The organism is Streptomyces sp. NPDC001890 (assembly GCF_042891445.1).
GTDB lineage: Bacteria > Actinomycetota > Actinomycetes > Streptomycetales > Streptomycetaceae > Streptomyces.
The window spans coordinates 425,065-442,055 of record NZ_JBIATE010000001.1; the positions used below are offsets into that span (position 1 = coordinate 425,065).

General features: G+C 70.5%; 14 protein-coding genes and 2 tRNA genes. 11 read left to right on the forward strand and 5 right to left on the reverse strand.

Annotated features, from left to right (window positions below):
- Positions 1-60: 60 nt before the first annotated feature.
- Positions 61-1,533, reverse strand: a complete 1,473-nt coding sequence (locus ACFYY1_RS01815) for an amino acid permease (RefSeq protein WP_388579482.1) — start codon at positions 1,531-1,533, stop codon at positions 61-63.
- 272 nt (positions 1,534-1,805) lie between these two features.
- Between ACFYY1_RS01815 and ACFYY1_RS01820 the strand changes: the two genes are divergently transcribed.
- Both ACFYY1_RS01820 and ACFYY1_RS01825 read left to right on the forward strand, forming a co-directional pair.
- A complete protein-coding gene (locus tag ACFYY1_RS01820) occupies positions 1,806-2,294 on the forward strand; it encodes a ribose-5-phosphate isomerase (protein WP_376631343.1) in 489 nt (162 codons plus the stop codon).
- A 119-nt stretch (positions 2,295-2,413) separates the two neighbouring features.
- Complete coding sequence (locus ACFYY1_RS01825; protein WP_388579485.1) at positions 2,414-3,223, forward strand: Fpg/Nei family DNA glycosylase; 810 nt, start codon at positions 2,414-2,416, stop codon at positions 3,221-3,223.
- Between the two features lie 7 nt (positions 3,224-3,230).
- Here ACFYY1_RS01825 and ACFYY1_RS01830 read toward each other — a convergent pair whose 3' ends face one another.
- Positions 3,231-4,463 carry a GNAT family N-acetyltransferase gene (locus ACFYY1_RS01830; protein ID WP_388579487.1) on the reverse strand — a complete coding sequence of 411 codons (1,233 nt, stop codon included), beginning with the start codon at positions 4,461-4,463 and terminating at the stop codon, positions 3,231-3,233.
- Positions 4,464-4,568: 105 nt separating this feature from the next.
- Here ACFYY1_RS01830 and ACFYY1_RS01835 point away from each other — a divergent pair, with 105 nt between their 5' ends.
- The gene (locus tag ACFYY1_RS01835; RefSeq protein ID WP_388579490.1) at positions 4,569-5,714 is read left to right on the forward strand and encodes a PP2C family protein-serine/threonine phosphatase; all 1,146 of its coding nucleotides are present in this window, start codon (positions 4,569-4,571) and stop codon (positions 5,712-5,714) included.
- Between the two features lie 209 nt (positions 5,715-5,923).
- Here ACFYY1_RS01835 and ACFYY1_RS01840 read toward each other — a convergent pair whose 3' ends face one another.
- Positions 5,924-7,117, reverse strand: coding sequence for a cation:proton antiporter (locus ACFYY1_RS01840; protein ID WP_388579492.1), 1,194 nt, complete (start codon positions 7,115-7,117; stop codon positions 5,924-5,926).
- A 296-nt stretch (positions 7,118-7,413) separates the two neighbouring features.
- On the opposite strand from ACFYY1_RS01840, the gene ACFYY1_RS01845 reads away from it, so the two are divergent.
- From ACFYY1_RS01845 to ACFYY1_RS01855, 3 genes are read left to right on the forward strand one after another with little or no spacing between them, the layout of a single operon-like run.
- Positions 7,414-8,259 (forward strand): ABC transporter ATP-binding protein, encoded by an 846-nt coding sequence (locus tag ACFYY1_RS01845; protein ID WP_388579495.1) that lies wholly within the window; start codon positions 7,414-7,416, stop codon positions 8,257-8,259.
- A complete protein-coding gene (locus tag ACFYY1_RS01850; protein ID WP_388579497.1) occupies positions 8,259-10,733 on the forward strand; it encodes an FtsX-like permease family protein in 2,475 nt (824 codons plus the stop codon). Before ACFYY1_RS01845 ends, ACFYY1_RS01850 begins: the two co-directional genes overlap by 1 nt.
- 9 nt (positions 10,734-10,742) lie before the next feature.
- Positions 10,743-11,249, forward strand: a complete 507-nt coding sequence (locus ACFYY1_RS01855; RefSeq protein ID WP_388579500.1) for an HD domain-containing protein — start codon at positions 10,743-10,745, stop codon at positions 11,247-11,249.
- 56 nt (positions 11,250-11,305) lie between these two features.
- Here the strand turns inward: ACFYY1_RS01855 and ACFYY1_RS01860 are convergent, their stop codons facing one another.
- Complete coding sequence (locus ACFYY1_RS01860; RefSeq protein ID WP_388579502.1) at positions 11,306-12,457, reverse strand: acyltransferase family protein; 1,152 nt, start codon at positions 12,455-12,457, stop codon at positions 11,306-11,308.
- Between the two features lie 514 nt (positions 12,458-12,971).
- Here ACFYY1_RS01860 and ACFYY1_RS01865 point away from each other — a divergent pair.
- The gene (locus tag ACFYY1_RS01865; protein WP_266733056.1) at positions 12,972-13,166 is read left to right on the forward strand and encodes a hypothetical protein; all 195 of its coding nucleotides are present in this window, start codon (positions 12,972-12,974) and stop codon (positions 13,164-13,166) included.
- Between the two features lie 119 nt (positions 13,167-13,285).
- Here the strand turns inward: ACFYY1_RS01865 and ACFYY1_RS01870 are convergent.
- Positions 13,286-13,359 (reverse strand) — tRNA-Gly (locus ACFYY1_RS01870).
- Positions 13,360-13,523: 164 nt separating this feature from the next.
- Here ACFYY1_RS01870 and ACFYY1_RS01875 point away from each other — a divergent pair.
- From ACFYY1_RS01875 to ACFYY1_RS01890, 4 genes are all read left to right on the forward strand, one after another.
- Positions 13,524-13,600, forward strand: a tRNA-Pro gene (locus tag ACFYY1_RS01875).
- 209 nt (positions 13,601-13,809) lie between these two features.
- A complete protein-coding gene (tig, locus tag ACFYY1_RS01880) occupies positions 13,810-15,216 on the forward strand; it encodes a trigger factor (RefSeq protein WP_388579506.1) in 1,407 nt (468 codons plus the stop codon).
- Between the two features lie 265 nt (positions 15,217-15,481).
- Positions 15,482-16,087: an ATP-dependent Clp protease proteolytic subunit gene (locus ACFYY1_RS01885; protein WP_388581422.1), complete on the forward strand. Its 606-nt coding sequence runs from the start codon at positions 15,482-15,484 to the stop codon at positions 16,085-16,087.
- A 77-nt stretch (positions 16,088-16,164) separates the two neighbouring features.
- Positions 16,165-16,845, forward strand: a complete 681-nt coding sequence (locus ACFYY1_RS01890) for an ATP-dependent Clp protease proteolytic subunit (RefSeq protein ID WP_351078414.1) — start codon at positions 16,165-16,167, stop codon at positions 16,843-16,845.
- Positions 16,846-16,991 lie beyond the last annotated feature (146 nt).

Sequence of the window (16,991 nt, forward strand, 5' to 3'; positions counted from 1 at the left end):
GATCGCTCGCGCGGTGTCGCCCGCGAGGGAGAGCCTTTCCGGTAAACCTGACAACAGCCGTCAGGTATGGGCAGGTGTCCTGGAATCCGTACCGTTGCGGCGGTCCCTGACCTCGCGGACCAGCGAGACGGCCACCACCAGCGCCGCCACGAGCAGCGAGAGCAGCACCTGCTGACGTCCGCCGTCGTCGGTCAGCATGTAGACCAGCACGAACGAGATCATCGCGATGGTCGCCCAGGTCAGGTACGGGAAGAGCCACATCCGTACGACCAGCTTCTCGGGCGACTCGCGAAGGATCATGCCGCGCATCCGCAGCTGGGTGAAGCAGATGACCAGCCAGACGAAGAGGGCGACCGCACCGGAGGAGTTCAGCAGGAACTGGAAGACGGTGTCGGGCCACTTGTAGTTGAAGAACACGGCGACGAAGCCGAAGACGACCGAGGACAGGATGGCGGCCTGCGGCACGCCCCGCTTGTTCGTCCGGGCGAACGCCTTCGGCGCGTCCCCGCGGCCGCCGAGCGAGAACGCCATCCGGGAGGCGGTGTAGAGGCCGGAGTTCAGGCACGACAGCACGGCGGTGAGCACGATGACGTCCATGACCTGTCCGGCGTGCGGGATGCCGATGGAGTTGAGGGCGGCGACATAGCTGCCGTCCTTCACGATCGACGGGTCGTTCCACGGCAGCAGGGTGAGCACGATGAAGATCGAGCCCAGGTAGAAGACGGCGATCCGCCAGATCACGCTGTTGGTGGCCTTCTGGACGGCGCGCTGCGGGTTCTCCGACTCACCAGCGGCCAGGGTGACGATCTCGCTGCCCATGAAGGAGAAGACGACCATCAGCACACCGGTGAGGACGGCGCCCGGCCCCTCGGGGAAGAACCCGCCGGTGTCGGTGAGATGCGCCAGCCCCGCGCCGGGGTTGTCCGAGCCGGGCAGCAGCCCGAAGACGGCGAGCAGTCCGACGACGACGAACGCGCCGATCGCCACGACCTTGATCCCGGCGAACCAGAACTCGAACTCGCCGTACGACCCGACCGAGACCAGGTTGGTCGCGGTCAGCACCACCATCACGATCAGCGCCCACGCCCACTGCGGGACGCCCGGCACCCAGCCCTCCAGGATCTTGGCACCCGCCGTGGCCTCGACGGCGAGCACCACGACCCAGAAGAACCAGTACAGCCAGCCGATCGAGAAACCGGCCCAGCGGCCCAGCGCCTGGTCGGCGTAGGCGGAGAAGGAGCCCGAGCTGGGGCGGGCCGCGGCCATCTCGCCGAGCATCCGCATCACGAAGACGACCATCAGGCCGACCAGGGCGTACGACAGCAGGATGGCGGGTCCGGCGGCGGCGATACCGGCGCCGGAGCCCACGAAGAGACCCGCGCCGATCACGCCCCCGATCGCGATCATCGAGAGGTGGCGGTTCTTGAGCCCCGGCTGGAGACCGTCCGGGGAGGGGGAGGCGGAGGGGCTGTGGGGGGAGTCCGGCCCGCCGGGCCTTTCGACCGGCCCGGCCGTGGTGGTCTGCGACGTCATGGAATCGAATCCTTACGTTCTCGGATCACGCGATGCGTGCCCGGCCGCCGCAGTGGGGTGCGACAGCGAGTGATGCATTGAAGCCCGGCGAACCGTAAAAACGGAACCCCTTCTTCCGGATCGTTTGCCCGATCGTTGCCCGAGTGGCCCGGCTCACACGCGATCCGCGCATCGCGGTCACACGGTGTGCGCCGCACGTCTCCGGGCGTGACGGCCGGAGCGTTCCGACCCCGATGGCGGCTACCCCGCGTCGCACGTGCCACACTCGGAACATGCGCGTGTACCTCGGCTCGGACCATGCCGGCTATGAACTCAAGAACCACCTCGTCGAGTGGCTCACGTCCCAGGGCCACGAGGCCGTCGACTGCGGCCCCCACATCTACGACGCCCAGGACGACTACCCGCCGTTCTGCCTGCGTGCCGCCGAGCGGACGGCCGCGGACCCGGACAGCCTCGGCATCGTGATCGGCGGCTCCGGCAACGGCGAGCAGATCGCCGCCAACAAGGTCAAGGGCGTCCGTGCCGCCCTGGCCTGGAGCGAGCAGACCGCCGCCCTGGGCCGCGAGCACAACAACGCCAACGTGATCGCCATCGGCGGCCGGATGCACTCGGTGGAGGAGTCCACCAAGTTCGTCGAGATCTTCCTCGCCACCCCGTACTCCAACGAGGAGCGTCACACCCGTCGCATCGAGATGCTGACGGCGTACGAGACGACCGGCGAGCTCCCCCCGATCCCGGCCCACCACCCGCAGCAGGGCTGACCGCCCTCGCCCCTGTGCCGCCGGTGCGCCCGGCGGCACAGCCATGTCCGCCCCGCATCCCACCGCATCCCACCGAATCCCGCCGATCTCACCGAGTCGTACCGAGGAGAGCCGCCACCGTGCCCGAGGGACACACGATCCACCGCCTGGCCGCGGACCACCGGGACAGGTTCGCCGGGCGTCCGGTGCGGGTGAGCAGCCCGCAGGGCAAGTTCTCCGCCGGTGCCGCGCTGCTCGACGGCCGGCCCCTCACCGACGTGGACGCCCACGGCAAGCACCTCTTCCTCGGCTTCGAAGGCACCGGCTGGGTCCACATCCACCTGGGCCTGTTCGGCAAACTCGGATTCGGTACGGTCCCGGCCCCGCCGCCCACCGACACGGTCCGGCTGCGGCTGCTGAACGACGAGCACCACGCGGATCTGCGCGGCCCGACGACCTGCGCGCTGATCACCGACCCGGAGAAGCGCGCGATACACGACCGCCTCGGGCCCGACCCGCTGCGCTCCGACGAGGACGGCGAGCGGGCCTGGCTGCGGATCTCCCGCAGCCGGATCACCGTCGCGGCCCTGCTGATGGACCAGAAGGTCATCGCGGGGGTCGGCAACGTCTACCGCGCGGAGGTGCTGTTCCGGCACGGGATCGACCCGTACCGCCTCGGCAGGGACCTCACGCGCGCGGAGTGGGACGCGATCTGGGTGGACCTGGTGGCGCTGATGCGCGAAGGCGTACGGAACAACCGGATCGACACGGTCCGCCCCGAGCACCTGCCGGAGGCGATGGGGCGCCCGCCGCGCGTCGACGACCACGGCGGCGAGGTGTACGTCTACCGCCGGGCCCGCCAGTCCTGCCACATCTGCGGCGGCGAGATCCGCACCGCCGATCTCGCCGCCCGCAATCTCTTCTGGTGCCCGGGGTGCCAGACGGCCTAGACGGCTCCTAGAACCCCCGCGGCAGCCACGGCGCCGTGTCCGACAGGAACGCCGCCGACGCCTCCGCCAGCGCGCCCGCCCGCAGCTCCCGTACCCGCCCGGCCAGCCCCAGCGAGCTCAGCGACTCGCCGCCCAGATACGCCGAGCCCAACTCCCGTGCCGAGAGCGCCAGATCGGCCGCGTCCTCGGTCCGCCGGCAGGTCGCGGCACCCTTCGCGTCGGCCGTGAGCCGCCAACGCCCCGCGTTCCACGGGCAGAACGCGTCCGCCACCTCGAACACCACGTCCAGCGGGCCCCGGTACGACCGGGCCTCCAGCGCCGCCCCCAGCTCCACGATGCGCACATGGAGCGAATCGCGGACCCGGATGTTGCACCGCCGCACGTCCGACACCAGGTGCAGCACCGCGTCGTCGACCGGACGGTTGCGGGCCACGATCGTCGTCATCAGGTCGATGTCGAAGACGAACCGCCACAGCGCCGCGTACGCCGCCGGGTCCAGGGCGGCCAGGTCGTTGACCACGACGGTGCCCTTGGGGCCGGCCGGCTCCCACTCCGGCTTCATGTGGTACGTCACATTGCCGACGATCTCCCCGTCCCGCTCCGCCAGCACGCACTGCTGCGCCGAGGAGCCCTGCCGACTGGAGACCGGGTCGACCATGGGCTTGCGCTCCCAGCCGGGCCCGTGGACCGGGACGCCGGGACGGCCGGAGACCAGCCGCTCGTACACGCTCTCGCACGCCGCCATCGCCTCGTCCGGCTTCGCGTGGCGCAGCCGCACCTCGTCCGTGCCCGGCGGGACGTCCAGCCGGATCCGGTCCTTCTCGATCGTCAGCGACATCTGCCGCGAGGCCGCGCCGTAGCCGAAGCGGCCGTAGATCACCGGCTCCGAGGCCGTCAGGACGGCGATCGGCTCGCCCAGTGCGCGGATGTCGTCCAGCTGCCGGCGCATCATCGAGGTCAGCAGTCCGCGACGGCGGTGCGTGGCGGCGACGCTCACCATCGTGATCCCGGCGGCGGGCACCAGCGCCCCGCCCGGCACGGCGACCCGGAAGCTGAACGCCCCCGCGGTGCCGACCACGTCGTCACCGTCCCAGATGCCGAGCGACCGCTCGTGCTCGGTCAGCTGCTCGAACAGCTCGCGCTCCTCGGGAGCCTCCGCTACACCGCCGAACGCCAGCTCCAGACACTCGAACCACCGGTTCCATTCGGACGGACGCAGTACGCGAAGCTCAGTAGTCATGGGCCATGCCTACCAGGGCGCGGGGCGGCAGGGCGACCCGATTTCGAACGCATTGTCACGGGGTCCCCCTGCACCCCGGGCGGCCGGGTAGATAGGGTCCCCGCAATGGCCCGACGCGCAGGAGCAGACACGTACCCGGCCCGATTGCGGAAATCGGCGCACCGGGCACGCATCGCGCTGCGCAAGTCCGGGGTCGACTACTTCCGCGGCGATGGTTCGGACTGGATCGCGCTGGCCGGTCTGCTGCTCACCATTCCGGCCATCACCTGCGCCACCCTGATCAACGCCGTGTGGTGCTCACCGGCCGCACTCGTCCTGCCGATCGTCGCGGGCGGCCTGCTGCTGCGCCCGGCCAGCCTGCTCGGCCTGTACGCGACCGCCGCCACGGCCCTGATCGTGGAGTCGGTAGCGCTGGGGCCGTACGGCGACGGCCCGGCCCGGGTGACCCCCGGCATCGTCCTGGTGGTCGCGGCCTGCGGCTTCTTCGGGCTGGTCCTCGCCCAGTTCCGGGCCAGGGTCGGGGTGCCGTGGCGGCGCGGTGGCACCATGCTCTTCGACCTGCGCGAACGCATCCGGGTACAGAGCGCGCTGCCCCGGCTGCCGCAGGGCTGGCACCGGGAGATGGCGCTGCGCCCGGCGGGCGGGCAGTCCTTCTCCGGGGACTTCGTGGTCGCCGCCCGGACCAACGGCGGACGGACCCTGGAGGCCGTGCTCACCGATGTCTCCGGCAAGGGCATGGACGCGGGCTCCCGCGCCCTCCTGCTGTCCGGGGCCTTCGGCGGGCTGCTCGGCTCGCTCCCCCCGCACGGCTTCCTGCCCGCGGCCAACGGCTATCTGCTGCGCCAGGACTGGGACGAGGGGTTCGCCACCTCGATCCATCTGGTCCTGGACCTCGAATCGGGCGACTACGAACTCCTGTCGGCCGGTCACCCGCCCGCCCTCCAGCTCCACTCGGGCAGCGGCCAGTGGGAGGAGAAGGCGGCCGAGGGGCCGCTGCTGGGGGTGTACGACGGGGCGCAGTTCGACGCCGTGAAGGGCTCGCTGGCCCCCGGCGACGTGCTGATGCTGTTCACGGACGGCCTGGTGGAGGCGTCCGACCGCGATATCGCGGAGGGCATCGACCGGCTGACCGGCGAGGCCGACCGTTATGTCGCCACCGGCTTCGAGGGCGCGGCCTGGCACCTGATCGAGGCGTGCGCCAAGGACGTCAACGACGACCGGGCGCTGCTGCTGCTGTCGCGCAAGTCCTGAGCGGCTGGTCCTGAGCGGCTGGTCCTGAGCGGCTGGTCCTGAACGGCTGGCACTGAGCGGCCGGTCCTGAGCGGCCGGTCCTGGCCGCGCAGGCCGCTTGCGCGCAGGTCCCGAGCGGCTGGTCCCGAACCGCGCGGCGGCGCCGGCGCCTCCGGGCACGGGGGCGACGAGTTCCGTCTCCCCGTACCCGGAACGCCGAGGGGGCCGGCTCAGGCCGGGACCGCGAGCTTCCCGGCCTCGCTGTCACCGCTGTTCTCGTCCCGGTCCCGCCCGCCCGGCAGGATCCGGGCCAGCCAGTGCGAGCGCCCGGCAGCCAGCGGTGCGAGGACCGCGAGGAGCAGCACGTAGCCCGCGATGAACGGGGAGAGCCGCTCGTCCAGCCCGGCGGCCGCCGCCATCGTGGCGAGGATCAGGGCGAACTCGCCGCGCGCCACCAGCGTGGTGGAGATGTTCGCCGTGGCCTGCGGACCGAACGAGTACACCTTCGCGGCGGCGAGTCCGGCGAACACGTTCATCGCCAGGGTCACCGCGACGGCGGCCAGCACCGGCCAGAGCACGGTCGGCAGATCGCCCGGGTCGATGGAGAGCCCGAAGGCGAAGAAGAAGATCGCGCCGAAGGCGTCCCGCAACGGGTGGACCAGCTTGAGGATGCGAGGCCCGGAGGTCGTGCTGCCGAGCATCAGGCCGACCATGAAGGCGCCGATCGCGTCCGCGACCCCGAACCATTCCGAGACACCGGCCACGAGGACCGCCGCGCCGAGGAAGGAGATGACGAGGAGCTCGTCGTCACGGGTGCTGATCAGCTTGCCGATGACCCGGGTGCCGAACCGGGCGGCCAGCGCGAGCAGCAGCAGGAAGCCGAAGGCCTTGCCGCCGTCGACCGCCGCGGCGGACAGGCTGTCGGCGCCCGACAGGATGGGCTGGAGGGCGGCCAGGTAGAGGGCGAGGAAGACGTCCTCGACGACGATGATGCCGAGGATCGGCTTGGTCTCCGGGTTGCCGATGCGCCCCAGGTCGACCAGGACCTTGGTGACGATGGCCGACGACGAGATGCCGAGCACCCCGGCGAGGACCAGCGCCTCGGACGTGCCCCAGCCCAGGGCGAAACCGAAGCCGAGCCCGGCGCCGACGTTCAGGGCGAGATAGGTGCCGCCGGCGATCGCCATCCTGCGGCCGCCGGTCCTGAGGTCGTCGAGGTGGAATTCGAGACCGAGGTAGAAGAGCAGCAGCACCAGACCGAGCGCGGAGAGCATCTCCAGCTCGTGCGGGTCGGCGACGAGCACGATCCCGGGGGTGTGCGGGCCGAGCAGGATTCCGGCCAGGATGAACAGGGGGATGGTCGGCAGTCCGATGCGGCTGCCGACGCGGGCGAGAACGGCGGCGGCCAGGAAGGCGCCGCCCATGGCGATGAGCGTGTCTGCGTGTCCGATGAGCCCAGTCCTTCGTCAGGTCAAGAGAACGTCAAGAAATCGTCAGTAATTAGTTTACCGAATGATTGACCTTGCAACTGTGGCCCCCTCCGGGCCCCGGCCCCGCGACCCCCGCCATGACCTGCCCGGATCCGCCTTCCCCCGGAGTGGACCTGGGGTTTTCCCCACCCCCGATCCGCCAGCAGCCGCCATGTTCCTGGCCCACCCCTGCTCCGTAGCTTCGAATCACGGTCGAAGAAGCGGCCGTCGAGCAACGGAAGGCGGACATCATGGGGCTGCGACGCACCAGGCAGCGCGCGCAGGACGGTCAGTACCCGGCGGACTTCCACCAGGGGCCCGTCCCCGCGGACCTCGCCGTCGAACTGCGCGGTGTCCGCAGGCAGTACGGCCGGGGCGGCTCCGCCGTCCACGCGCTCCGGGGCATCGACCTGGCCCTCCCGCGCGCCACCTTCACCGCCGTCATGGGCCCCTCCGGCTCCGGCAAGTCGACCTTCCTCCAGTGCGCGGCCGGACTCGACCGCCCCACCGAGGGCTCCGTACGCCTCGGCGGCACCGAGATCACCGGCATGAGCGAGAACCGGCTCACCGAACTGCGCCGCACCCGCCTCGGCTTCGTCTTCCAGTCCTTCAACCTGCTGCCGTCCCTCACGGTCGAGCAGAACGTCGTCCTGCCCATGCGCCTGGCCGGACAGCGCACCGGCTCCGCCCGCAGCCGCCGCGAAGCCACCGAGATGCTCGACCGGGTCGGCCTCGGCGACAAGGGCCGCCGCCGCCCCAGCGAGCTCTCCGGCGGCCAGCAGCAGCGCGTCGCCGTCGCCCGCGCCCTGGTCACCCGGCCCGACGTGATCTTCGCCGACGAGCCGACCGGAGCCCTCGACACCACCACCGCCGCCGAGATCCTCGCCCTGCTCCGCAATGCGGTGGACGGCCTCGGCGCCACCGTCGTCATGGTCACCCACGACCCGACGGCCGCCTCCTACGCCGACCAGGTGCTCTTCCTCGCCGACGGCGCGATCGTGGACCGCCTGCCGCGCGCCGGCGCCGCCAGGATCGCCGCCCGGATGGCCACCCTGACCGCTCGGACCGCCCCCGCCCACGCCGGAGCAGCAGCCTGATGTTCACCCCGCACGTCCCGAACGGCCTCGCCCGCGCGGCCGTCCGCTTCAAACCCTCGTCGTTCGTCGGGACCTTCGTCGCGCTCCTGCTGGCCGCGGCCGTCGTCAGTGCCTGCGGCATCCTGACGGAGAGCGGCCTGCGGGCGTCCGTACCCGCGGACCGCTACGCGAAGGCCCCGGTGGTGGTCGCCGCCGACCAGAAGATCCATCTGAAGCACGGCAGCGGCGACAGCGCGGAGGAGATGGACGTACTCCTCGCGGACACCGCGAGGCTGCCCGAATCCCTGGTCGCGAAGGCCGCCTCCGTCCCCGGCGCGGCCACCGCGATCGGGGACGTCGGCTACACCGTACGACTGGACGGCACCCCCCTCACCGCCCACGGCTGGGGCTCCACCGCCCTCACCGGCACGAGGCCGGTCACCGGCGACGCCCCCGGGACCGGCGAGGCCGTCGTCCCGGCCGGGACCGGCAGCCGGGTGGGCGACACCGTAACCCTCGACACACCTGCGGGCGTACGGGAGTTCCGGGTGTCGGGCACCACCCGTGCCGACGCCACCGTCTGGTTCGCCGACCGGCAGGCCGTACAGCTCTCCGGCCACCCCGGCCGGGTCGACGCCATCGCCGTGCTCGCCGGACCGGGCACCGCCACCGGCACCCTCGCCGACCAGGTCCGCGAGGCCGTCGGCCCCACCGCCACCGCCCGGGTCCACACCGGGGACGACCGGGGCGCCGTCGAGACCCCGGCCCTCGCGAGCACCGAGGAGCTTCTGCTCGGGCTCGGCCTCTCCTTCGGCGGCGTCGCCACCATGGTCGCCGTCTTCACCGCCGCCGGTACGGTCGCCCTCTCCGTGGGGCAGCGCAGCCGCGAATTCGCCCTGCTGCGCGCCATCGGCGCCACCCCGCGCCAGCTGCGCCGCACCATCGCCACGGAGTCCCTGCTCGTCGCCCCGATCGCCGGAGCACTCGGCTGCCTGCCCGGAACCGCCCTGGCCAAGTGGTGGTTCGGCCAGCTCCAGGACCGGGGAGCGGTCCTCGACGGCGTGAGCCTGCACATCTCCTGGCTGCCGCTGACCATCGCGACCGCCACCACCATGCTCACCGCGCTCGGCGCCGGCTACCTCGCCGCACGGCGCCCCGCGAAGACGAAACCGGGACTCGCCCTGGCCCAGTCGGCCGTGGAACGCGCCCCGTTCGGCGTGATCCGCACCCCGCTCGGCATCGCCGCCCTCGTCGGCGGCGGGGTCCTCGCCGGCGTCGCGGCCTCCACGTCCGGCGACGACTCGGCGAACGCGGCCCTCGGCGTCGTCATGCTCTTCATGCTCGCGGTCGGGCTGCTCGGCCCGGTGATCGCCCGGATCTGCGCCGCCGTCATCGGCCTCCCGCTGCGCGCCACCGGCGCGTCGGGATCGCTGGCCGCCGCCAACTCCCTCACCAACTCCCGCCGGCTGGCCTCCGCGATCACCCCGATCGTGCTCGCCATGGCCTTCTCGTCGACGCTCGTCTTCATGCAGACCAGCCAGGAGCGGGTCACCGCACACCAGCAGCGCGACGCCATCACCGCCGACCACATCGTCACCGCCCCCGCCGGGCTCGCCTCCGACGCGACCGAACGGGCCGCCGCCACCCCCGGCGTCTCCACCGCCGTCGGACTGCTCCGCAGTTCCGTCCTGGTGCCCGGCAGCGGGGGCGTGTTGCTGCAGAGCGCCTCCGCGCAGGGCGTCATCGGCTCCGGCACGGACCTCGCCGAGGTCCAGGACCTCGACGTCAGGACCGGATCCCTCACCGCCCTGCGGCCCGGAACCGTCGCCGTCGACACCACGCTCGCCGACACGGCGGACCTGAGCACCGGCGACCGGCTCGCCCTGCGGCTGCCGGACGGCACCAAGGCGAACCCGAAGGTCGTCGCGGTCTACGGACGCGGCCTCGGCACCAGCCTCGTCACGCTCCCCGCGGCCGACCTGGAACACCACATGACCTCGCCGTACGCCTCCGACGTCCTGGTACGGGCCACCCCCGCCGCCGCACAGCGGCTCACCGCGCTCGGCACCGTCACCGACGCCTCCGGCTACGCCGCCGCACAGGACAAGGACCGCGAGCTCAACGCCTGGGCCAACACCGTCATGGCCGCGGTGCTCGGCGGATTCGCCGCCATCGCCGCCGTGAACACCCTGGTGATGACCGTCCTGGACCGCCGCCGCGAACTGACCGTGCTGCGCCTGGTCGGCTCCACCCGCCGCCAGGTCATGGGCATGATCCGCTGGGAGGCGCTGCTGGTCACGGTGGCCGGCGCCGCGCTCGGCACCGCCATCGCCATGGCCACGCTCTTCCCGATGATGAGGGGGCTGACGGGCGAGTCCCCGTACATTCCGCCGGTCCTGTACGGGAGCTTCGTCGCCGTGACCGTCGGCCTCGGCCTCGCCGCCACCCTGATCCCGGCGCGGGCCGCCCTGCGCGACAGGGCCTCCCGTCCGTAGAGTCGGGCCATGCCCGAGCCGCAGACACACCTGACCCTGGCCGAAGTCGAGGCGATCGCCCGCGAGGCCCACGCCGGACAGCGGGACAAGGCGGGACGCCCGTACACCGAACACCTCGCCGCCGTCGCCGAGGGGGTACGCGTCCGGGGCGGCAGCGACGAACAGATTGCCGCGGCCTGGCTGCACGACGCGGTCGAGGACGACGCGCTGTCGGCGCGGTGGCTGGCCGACGCCGCGCTGCCGCAGCAGGTGAAGGACATGGTCCTCGCCGTCAGCAGACGTGACGGCGAGGACCATCGTTCGTACACCCGGCGCATCCTGGACACCCCGGGAGCCCTGCTGATCAAGGAGTCCGATCTGGCGCACAACGCGGACCCGGCCCGCCTCGCCGTGCTGGAACCGGCGACCCGTACCCGGCTGACCGAGAAGTATGCGCAGGTACGGGCGCTGCTGGGGTTCACACCGGGCGAAGGGCCCGCCGAGCAATCGGTTCAAGCCAACACGGCGAAGGACTGATCAACTTCCCGGCCGGTCCGGGCCCGGAGACCGGCCGGCCCGGAGACCGGCAGGGCTCAGAGCCGGGCCGAGGCCCGCCGGAACGCCCAGTCCATGTCCGGCTCCGTCACCGGGCGCAGCACCCGGCGCACCGGTGGCGTGCACAGCAGCGTCACGGCGGCGGCCGCGACCACGGAGACGAGCACCAGGCCGGCGGGGGCCGCGAGCCAGTCGTAGACGTCGAACACCCCGGCGTACCCGGCTCCCTTGATCAGGAAGCCGTGCAGCAGGTAGCCGCAGATCGTTCCGGAGCCGAGCACCGTGAACCACATGTGGCGGCGCGGCACCCAGGCCAGGAACCCGATGGTGAGCAGCAGCGCGCAGCCGAACATGGCCAGCGTCATCACGGCACCGGACCACCACGGGGCGCCCATCTCCTGAGCGCTGTTGCTGCGGTAGAACCAGCCCAGCTGCATCCGGGGCGCCGCCCAGTACGCGAACAGCAGGGCCCCGGCGAACAGCGGCAGCGCGAGCATCCGCACCTCGCGCCGGCGCACCAGCTCGAAGTGCTCGGGCTTCAACCGCAGTCCCAGCACGAAGAACGGCAGGAACTGCAGCACACGCTGGAGATCGAGGTCGTCGCCGATCGTCGGGGAGAAGGAGGCGAGCACGGCGATGAGGAGCGCGACCGGCAGCGGATGGCGCAGCGTCTGCCAGAGCGGCGTGGTGAGCCGCCAGATGAACAGCGCGATCAGGAACCACGTCAGGTACCACGGGTCCATCAGGCTGATCGACGGATCGGCCGAGTCGTCCGCGTACCGCTTGAACAGCGAGTACGCCGTCTCGAACACCACATAGGGCACGACGACACCGGTGACCAGGCGCTTCACCTTCGCGGCGGACATGTCGAAGGAGCGGGAGAAGTAGCCGGAGACGATGATGAACGCCGGCATGTGGAAGGTGTACGCCACCATGTACAGCGCCCGTGCGGTCCGGCTGCCGTCCATCACCGGTTCCCACGAGTGCGCCACCGCGACGAGCACGATGGCCAGATATTTGACGTTGTCGAAGTAGGCGTCACGCCGCTTCGCCGGTGCGGAGGCCGGAGGCTTGTTCTCCACCGGTGTGGGGGGTGCGGCGGTGGCGGTCGTCCCTCGGTTTCCGGGCTCCGGCTCCCGGGTCGCCGATGGGAGCGGGGCCCTCTGAAATACGTTCGGAGCGTGGAACATCTCATGCACCTTAGACGCCCCGATTGCTATTCGTAAAACCGCTCCAGGATATCGCTCGGCCCTGCTGCGTGTTCCTGTCCAATCGAAAGCGAAACCACCGGCAACCGCCCGCTATGCACCGATTCATCCACCTTAAATGGCGCATATCGGCAGCCTGTTGAGCGGCGTGAATTTAATCGCACTCACGCCTGGGAATTGCATGTGAATGAAGTGTGTGGATATGGAAACCGTCACATTCGCAAGCCATTGTGAATGTGTGATCCACAGCCCGCGCACAGGATCGAGGGGCGCCGCTCGCGGTCTTGCGGCGCATCGGCGGAGCCCTGTGCGACCCCTCGTGCGGCCGTGCGCCCCGGATGCGCGCGGGGGCGCAAGGATGGCGAGATCCCGCCACTTCGATCCGTCACCCGGCAGCGACCACAGGGGAGTTGGTGGCACGATGGACGGGACGGAGGAGTGCTCGGCCGCACACCTCCGGGCCGGCAAGGCGGACCGACCAAGGGTGTGATCAGTCGTGGCCATTTCACTGTCTGTGGTGCTGATGTTGGCGATCATCCTGGTGGTCCTGATCCGGGGCGGCTCGATCAAGCCCGGGCCGGCGATCGTCGCGGCGCTCTTCGGCTTCTTCCTGGCATCGACCGGCATGGCGCCGTCGATCACCAGGTTCATGAACTCGATAGCGGAGACCATCAACCAGATCTCCTTCTGAATCCGGCCGCGTCCGCCGCCCGCGCTCCGGCACGGGCGGCGGACCGCGGACCGGCACAGCTCGTACGGACACGCAAAAGGCCCGGTCCGGCGAGGAATTCGCCGGACCGGGCCCAAGCATGGAGCGGGCGACGGGAATCGAACCCGCGTAGCTAGTTTGGAAGACTAGGGCTCTACCATTGAGCTACGCCCGCAAAGCCGCACCGCAGGTCGGGGACCGGCGGCACGTGAAGCATCGTAGCGGGTCGCGGAGGCTGCCCGCACACCCGATTGCGGTCACCCCGTGTCGCGTTCGGTGCCACCCGCGAAAAGCGGCCGATGCACTGCCTGACTGCATGTACCCTACGTGTCGCACCGACGGGGTGTGGCGCAGCTTGGTAGCGCGTCCGCTTTGGGAGCGGAAGGTCGTCGGTTCGAATCCGGCCACCCCGACCACCGGCAAGATCCAGGACCACACGAGCAGGGCCCGGGGCCACCCGCAAGATCGCAGACCACGGGCAAGATCGCATTGTGGGAGTCCGACTCCTTGCCGTTACTATGCAAAATGCGTGCCCGTGTGTCTGATGTACCGGGCTCGGTCCGCGAAGCCGCTTCCAGTGCGGTGGAGCAGAACCCCAAGAAGTCAGCCACAAGGAGACCGAACCGTGAAGAGCGCCGTGGAGACCCTGAACCCGACCCGGGTTCGGCTCACTGTCGAGGTGCCCTTCGAGGAGCTCAAGGACAGCCTCGACGCGGCGTACAAGAAGATCAACCAGCAGGTCACGGTGAAGGGCTTCCGCAAGGGCAAGATCCCTGCCCGGGTCATCGACCAGCGCTTCGGCCGCGGTGCGGTGCTGGAGGAGGCCGTCAACGACGCCCTCCCGAAGTTCTACACCGAGGCCGTCAACGAGGGTGAGCTCAACGTCCTCGGTCAGCCCGAGGTCGACATCACCGAGCTGAAGGACGGCGAGCTGCTGGCCTTCACCGCCGAGGTTGACGTACGCCCCGAGATCGAGATTCCGGACTACTCCGGCATCGAGGTCACCGTCGACGCCCTCGAGGTCAGCGACGAGGACGTCGAGAAGGCCGTGGAGCAGCTCCGCGAGCGCTTCGCCTCCACCAACCCGGTCGAGCGCGCCGCCGCCGAGGGCGACGTCGTGACGATCGACCTGCAGGCCAAGGTCGACGGCGAGGTCCTGGAGGACGGCGTGGCCGAGGGTGTCTCGTACACCATCGGTTCCGGAGAGCTCCTCGACGGCATCGACGCCGCCGTCACCGGCCTGGAGGCGGGTGGCGAGGCCACCTTCACCTCCGAGCTGAAGGGCGGCTCCGCCGAGGGCAAGGAGGCCGAGGTCACCGTCAAGGTCGCCACCGTCGCCGCCCGTGAGCTCCCCGAGCTGGACGACGAGTTCGCCCAGATGGCGAGCGAGTTCGACACCCTGGACGAGCTGAAGGCGGACAGCCGCAAGCGCCTGGAGAACACCAAGCAGTACGACCAGGCCACCCAGGCCCAGGAGCGTGTCCTGGACGAGCTGCTCAAGCTCGCCGAGGTCCCGATCCCGGAGAAGCTGCTCGCGGACGAGGTCCAGACCCGCAAGCACAACCTGGAGCACCACCAGCTCGGTCAGATGGGTCTGACCCTCGACAAGTACCTGGAGATCCAGGGCAAGACGGTCGAGGAGTTCGACGCCGAGACCTCCGAGCAGGCGATCAAGGGCATCAAGACCCAGTTCATCCTGGACGAGATCGTCAACAAGGAGAAGCTGAACGTCAACCAGGAGGAGCTCACCGAGCACCTCATGCGGCGCGCTGCTTCCTCCGGCATGAGCCCCGACCAGTTCGCCCAGGCCGTCGTCGAGGGCGGCCAGGTGCCGATGCTCGTCGGCGAGGTCGCCCGCGGCAAGGCGCTGGCCGTGGTCGTCGAGGCCGCCAAGGTCGTCGACACCAACGGTGAGGTCGTCGACCTGGAGGACGACGAGGACCTGGCGGAGGAGGCCATCGAGGCAGTCGAGGCCGCCGAGGGCACCACCGAGGCCGCGGCCGACGCCGCCGAGGAGAAGAACGAGGCCTGAGCCTCGCGCTGAACCCGAACGACGGGCTCCGGACGCATGCGCGTCCGGAGCCCGTCGCCGTATGGCGTACGGTGCCCCACAACCCTTGTGCGGACTGCGGAGCTTGCGCTCCCAGCGAACAGTTGCGGAAGCGGGATGGCGTTGTCCTACCTGCGCGTTAGGGTCCATGAATAGGAAGGGCTGGGGAGTCCCCGCCCACCCGGTACGAAGACGCTGAGACGGCCGGAGCCGTCAGAGACGAGCAGGTGGATACGTGACGAATCTGATGCCCTACGCCGCCGGAGAGCCGTCCCTCGGTGGAGGCCTCGGTGACCAGGTCTACAGCCGGCTGCTCGGCGAGCGCATCATCTTCCTCGGTCAGCAGGTCGACGATGAGATCGCCAACAAGATCACCGCGCAGCTGCTTCTTCTCGCCGCGGAGCCCGAGAAGGACATCTACCTCTACATCAACAGCCCCGGCGGTTCGGTGACGGCCGGCATGGCGGTCTACGACACCATGCAGTACATCCCGAACGACGTCGTCACCATCGGTATGGGCATGGCGGCCTCGATGGGCCAGTTCCTGCTCACCGGCGGCACCCCGGGCAAGCGCTTCGCCCTCCCGAACACCGACATCCTCATGCACCAGGGTTCGGCCGGCATCGGCGGCACGGCCTCGGACATCAAGATCCAGGCCCAGTACCTGCTGCGCACCAAGCAGCGGATGGCGGAGATCACCGCCCGTCACTCCGGCCAGACCGTCGAGACGATCATCCGCGACGGCGACCGCGACCGCTGGTACACCGCGGAGGAGGCCAAGGAGTACGGCCTCATCGACGAGATCATCACAGCCGCATCGGGCGTTCCGGGCGGCGGCGGCACCGGCGCCTGATCCGGTCACCGGATCCGGCTCCACCGCCCCGCGCACCTCTCGTACGCCGAGACACCCAGCCACAGAACGCCACCAGGATGGTGAACACCCACATGAACAACTTCCCCGGCGCCTCCGCGAGCGGCCTCTACACCGGCCCGCAGGTGGACAACCGCTACATCGTGCCGCGCTTCGTGGAGCGCACCTCGCAGGGCGTGCGTGAGTACGACCCGTACGCGAAGCTCTTCGAGGAGCGCGTGATCTTCCTCGGCGTGCAGATCGACGACGCCTCCGCCAACGACGTCATGGCGCAGCTGCTGTGCCTGGAGTCGATGGACCCGGACCGGGACATCTCGATCTACATCAACAGCCCCGGCGGCTCGTTCACCGCGCTCACCGCGATCTACGACACGATGCAGTTCGTGAAGCCGGACATCCAGACGGTCTGCATGGGCCAGGCGGCCTCCGCCGCGGCCGTGCTGCTCGCCGCGGGTACGCCCGGCAAGCGGATGGCGCTGCCCAACGCCCGTGTGCTGATCCACCAGCCGTCCTCGCAGACCGGCCGTGAGCAGCTCTCCGACCTGGAGATCGCGGCCAACGAGATCCTGCGGATGCGCACCCAGCTGGAGGAGATGCTGGCCAAGCACTCCACCACCCCGCTGGAGAAGATCCGCGACGACATCGAGCGCGACAAGATCCTGACCGCCGAGGACGCCCTCGCCTACGGTCTCGTCGACCAGATCGTGTCGACCCGCAAGCAGGCGGCCACGGCCGTCTGACGTCCGCCTTCACCCCTTGGCACACCGCGTTCTCCCGGTCTTCGCCGTGTGAACCGTGCCAAGGGGGGCCCGAACGGGGGGCCAGGCAAGGTACCGTCGGATAGAGGCACCAGGAGCCGCTGAACCAAGCTGCTCCCAGGCGAAGG

What these genes read in the sequence shown, in the direction of transcription:
- ACFYY1_RS01815 (WP_388579482.1), bottom strand. Translation starts at nt 1,533, where the DNA reads ATGACGTCGCAGACCACCACGGCCGGGCCGGTCGAAAGGCCCGGCGGG.
- ACFYY1_RS01820 (WP_376631343.1), top strand. Translation starts at nt 1,806, where the DNA reads ATGCGCGTGTACCTCGGCTCGGACCATGCCGGCTATGAACTCAAGAAC.
- ACFYY1_RS01830 (WP_388579487.1), bottom strand. Translation starts at nt 4,463, where the DNA reads ATGACTACTGAGCTTCGCGTACTGCGTCCGTCCGAATGGAACCGGTGG.
- ACFYY1_RS01835 (WP_388579490.1), top strand. Translation starts at nt 4,569, where the DNA reads ATGGCCCGACGCGCAGGAGCAGACACGTACCCGGCCCGATTGCGGAAA.
- ACFYY1_RS01840 (WP_388579492.1), bottom strand. Translation starts at nt 7,117, where the DNA reads ATGGGCGGCGCCTTCCTGGCCGCCGCCGTTCTCGCCCGCGTCGGCAGC.
- ACFYY1_RS01845 (WP_388579495.1), top strand. Translation starts at nt 7,414, where the DNA reads ATGGGGCTGCGACGCACCAGGCAGCGCGCGCAGGACGGTCAGTACCCG.
- ACFYY1_RS01850 (WP_388579497.1), top strand. Translation starts at nt 8,259, where the DNA reads ATGTTCACCCCGCACGTCCCGAACGGCCTCGCCCGCGCGGCCGTCCGC.
- ACFYY1_RS01855 (WP_388579500.1), top strand. Translation starts at nt 10,743, where the DNA reads ATGCCCGAGCCGCAGACACACCTGACCCTGGCCGAAGTCGAGGCGATC.
- ACFYY1_RS01860 (WP_388579502.1), bottom strand. Translation starts at nt 12,457, where the DNA reads ATGTTCCACGCTCCGAACGTATTTCAGAGGGCCCCGCTCCCATCGGCG.
- ACFYY1_RS01885 (WP_388581422.1), top strand. Translation starts at nt 15,482, where the DNA reads ATGCCCTACGCCGCCGGAGAGCCGTCCCTCGGTGGAGGCCTCGGTGAC.
- ACFYY1_RS01890 (WP_351078414.1), top strand. Translation starts at nt 16,165, where the DNA reads ATGGTGAACACCCACATGAACAACTTCCCCGGCGCCTCCGCGAGCGGC.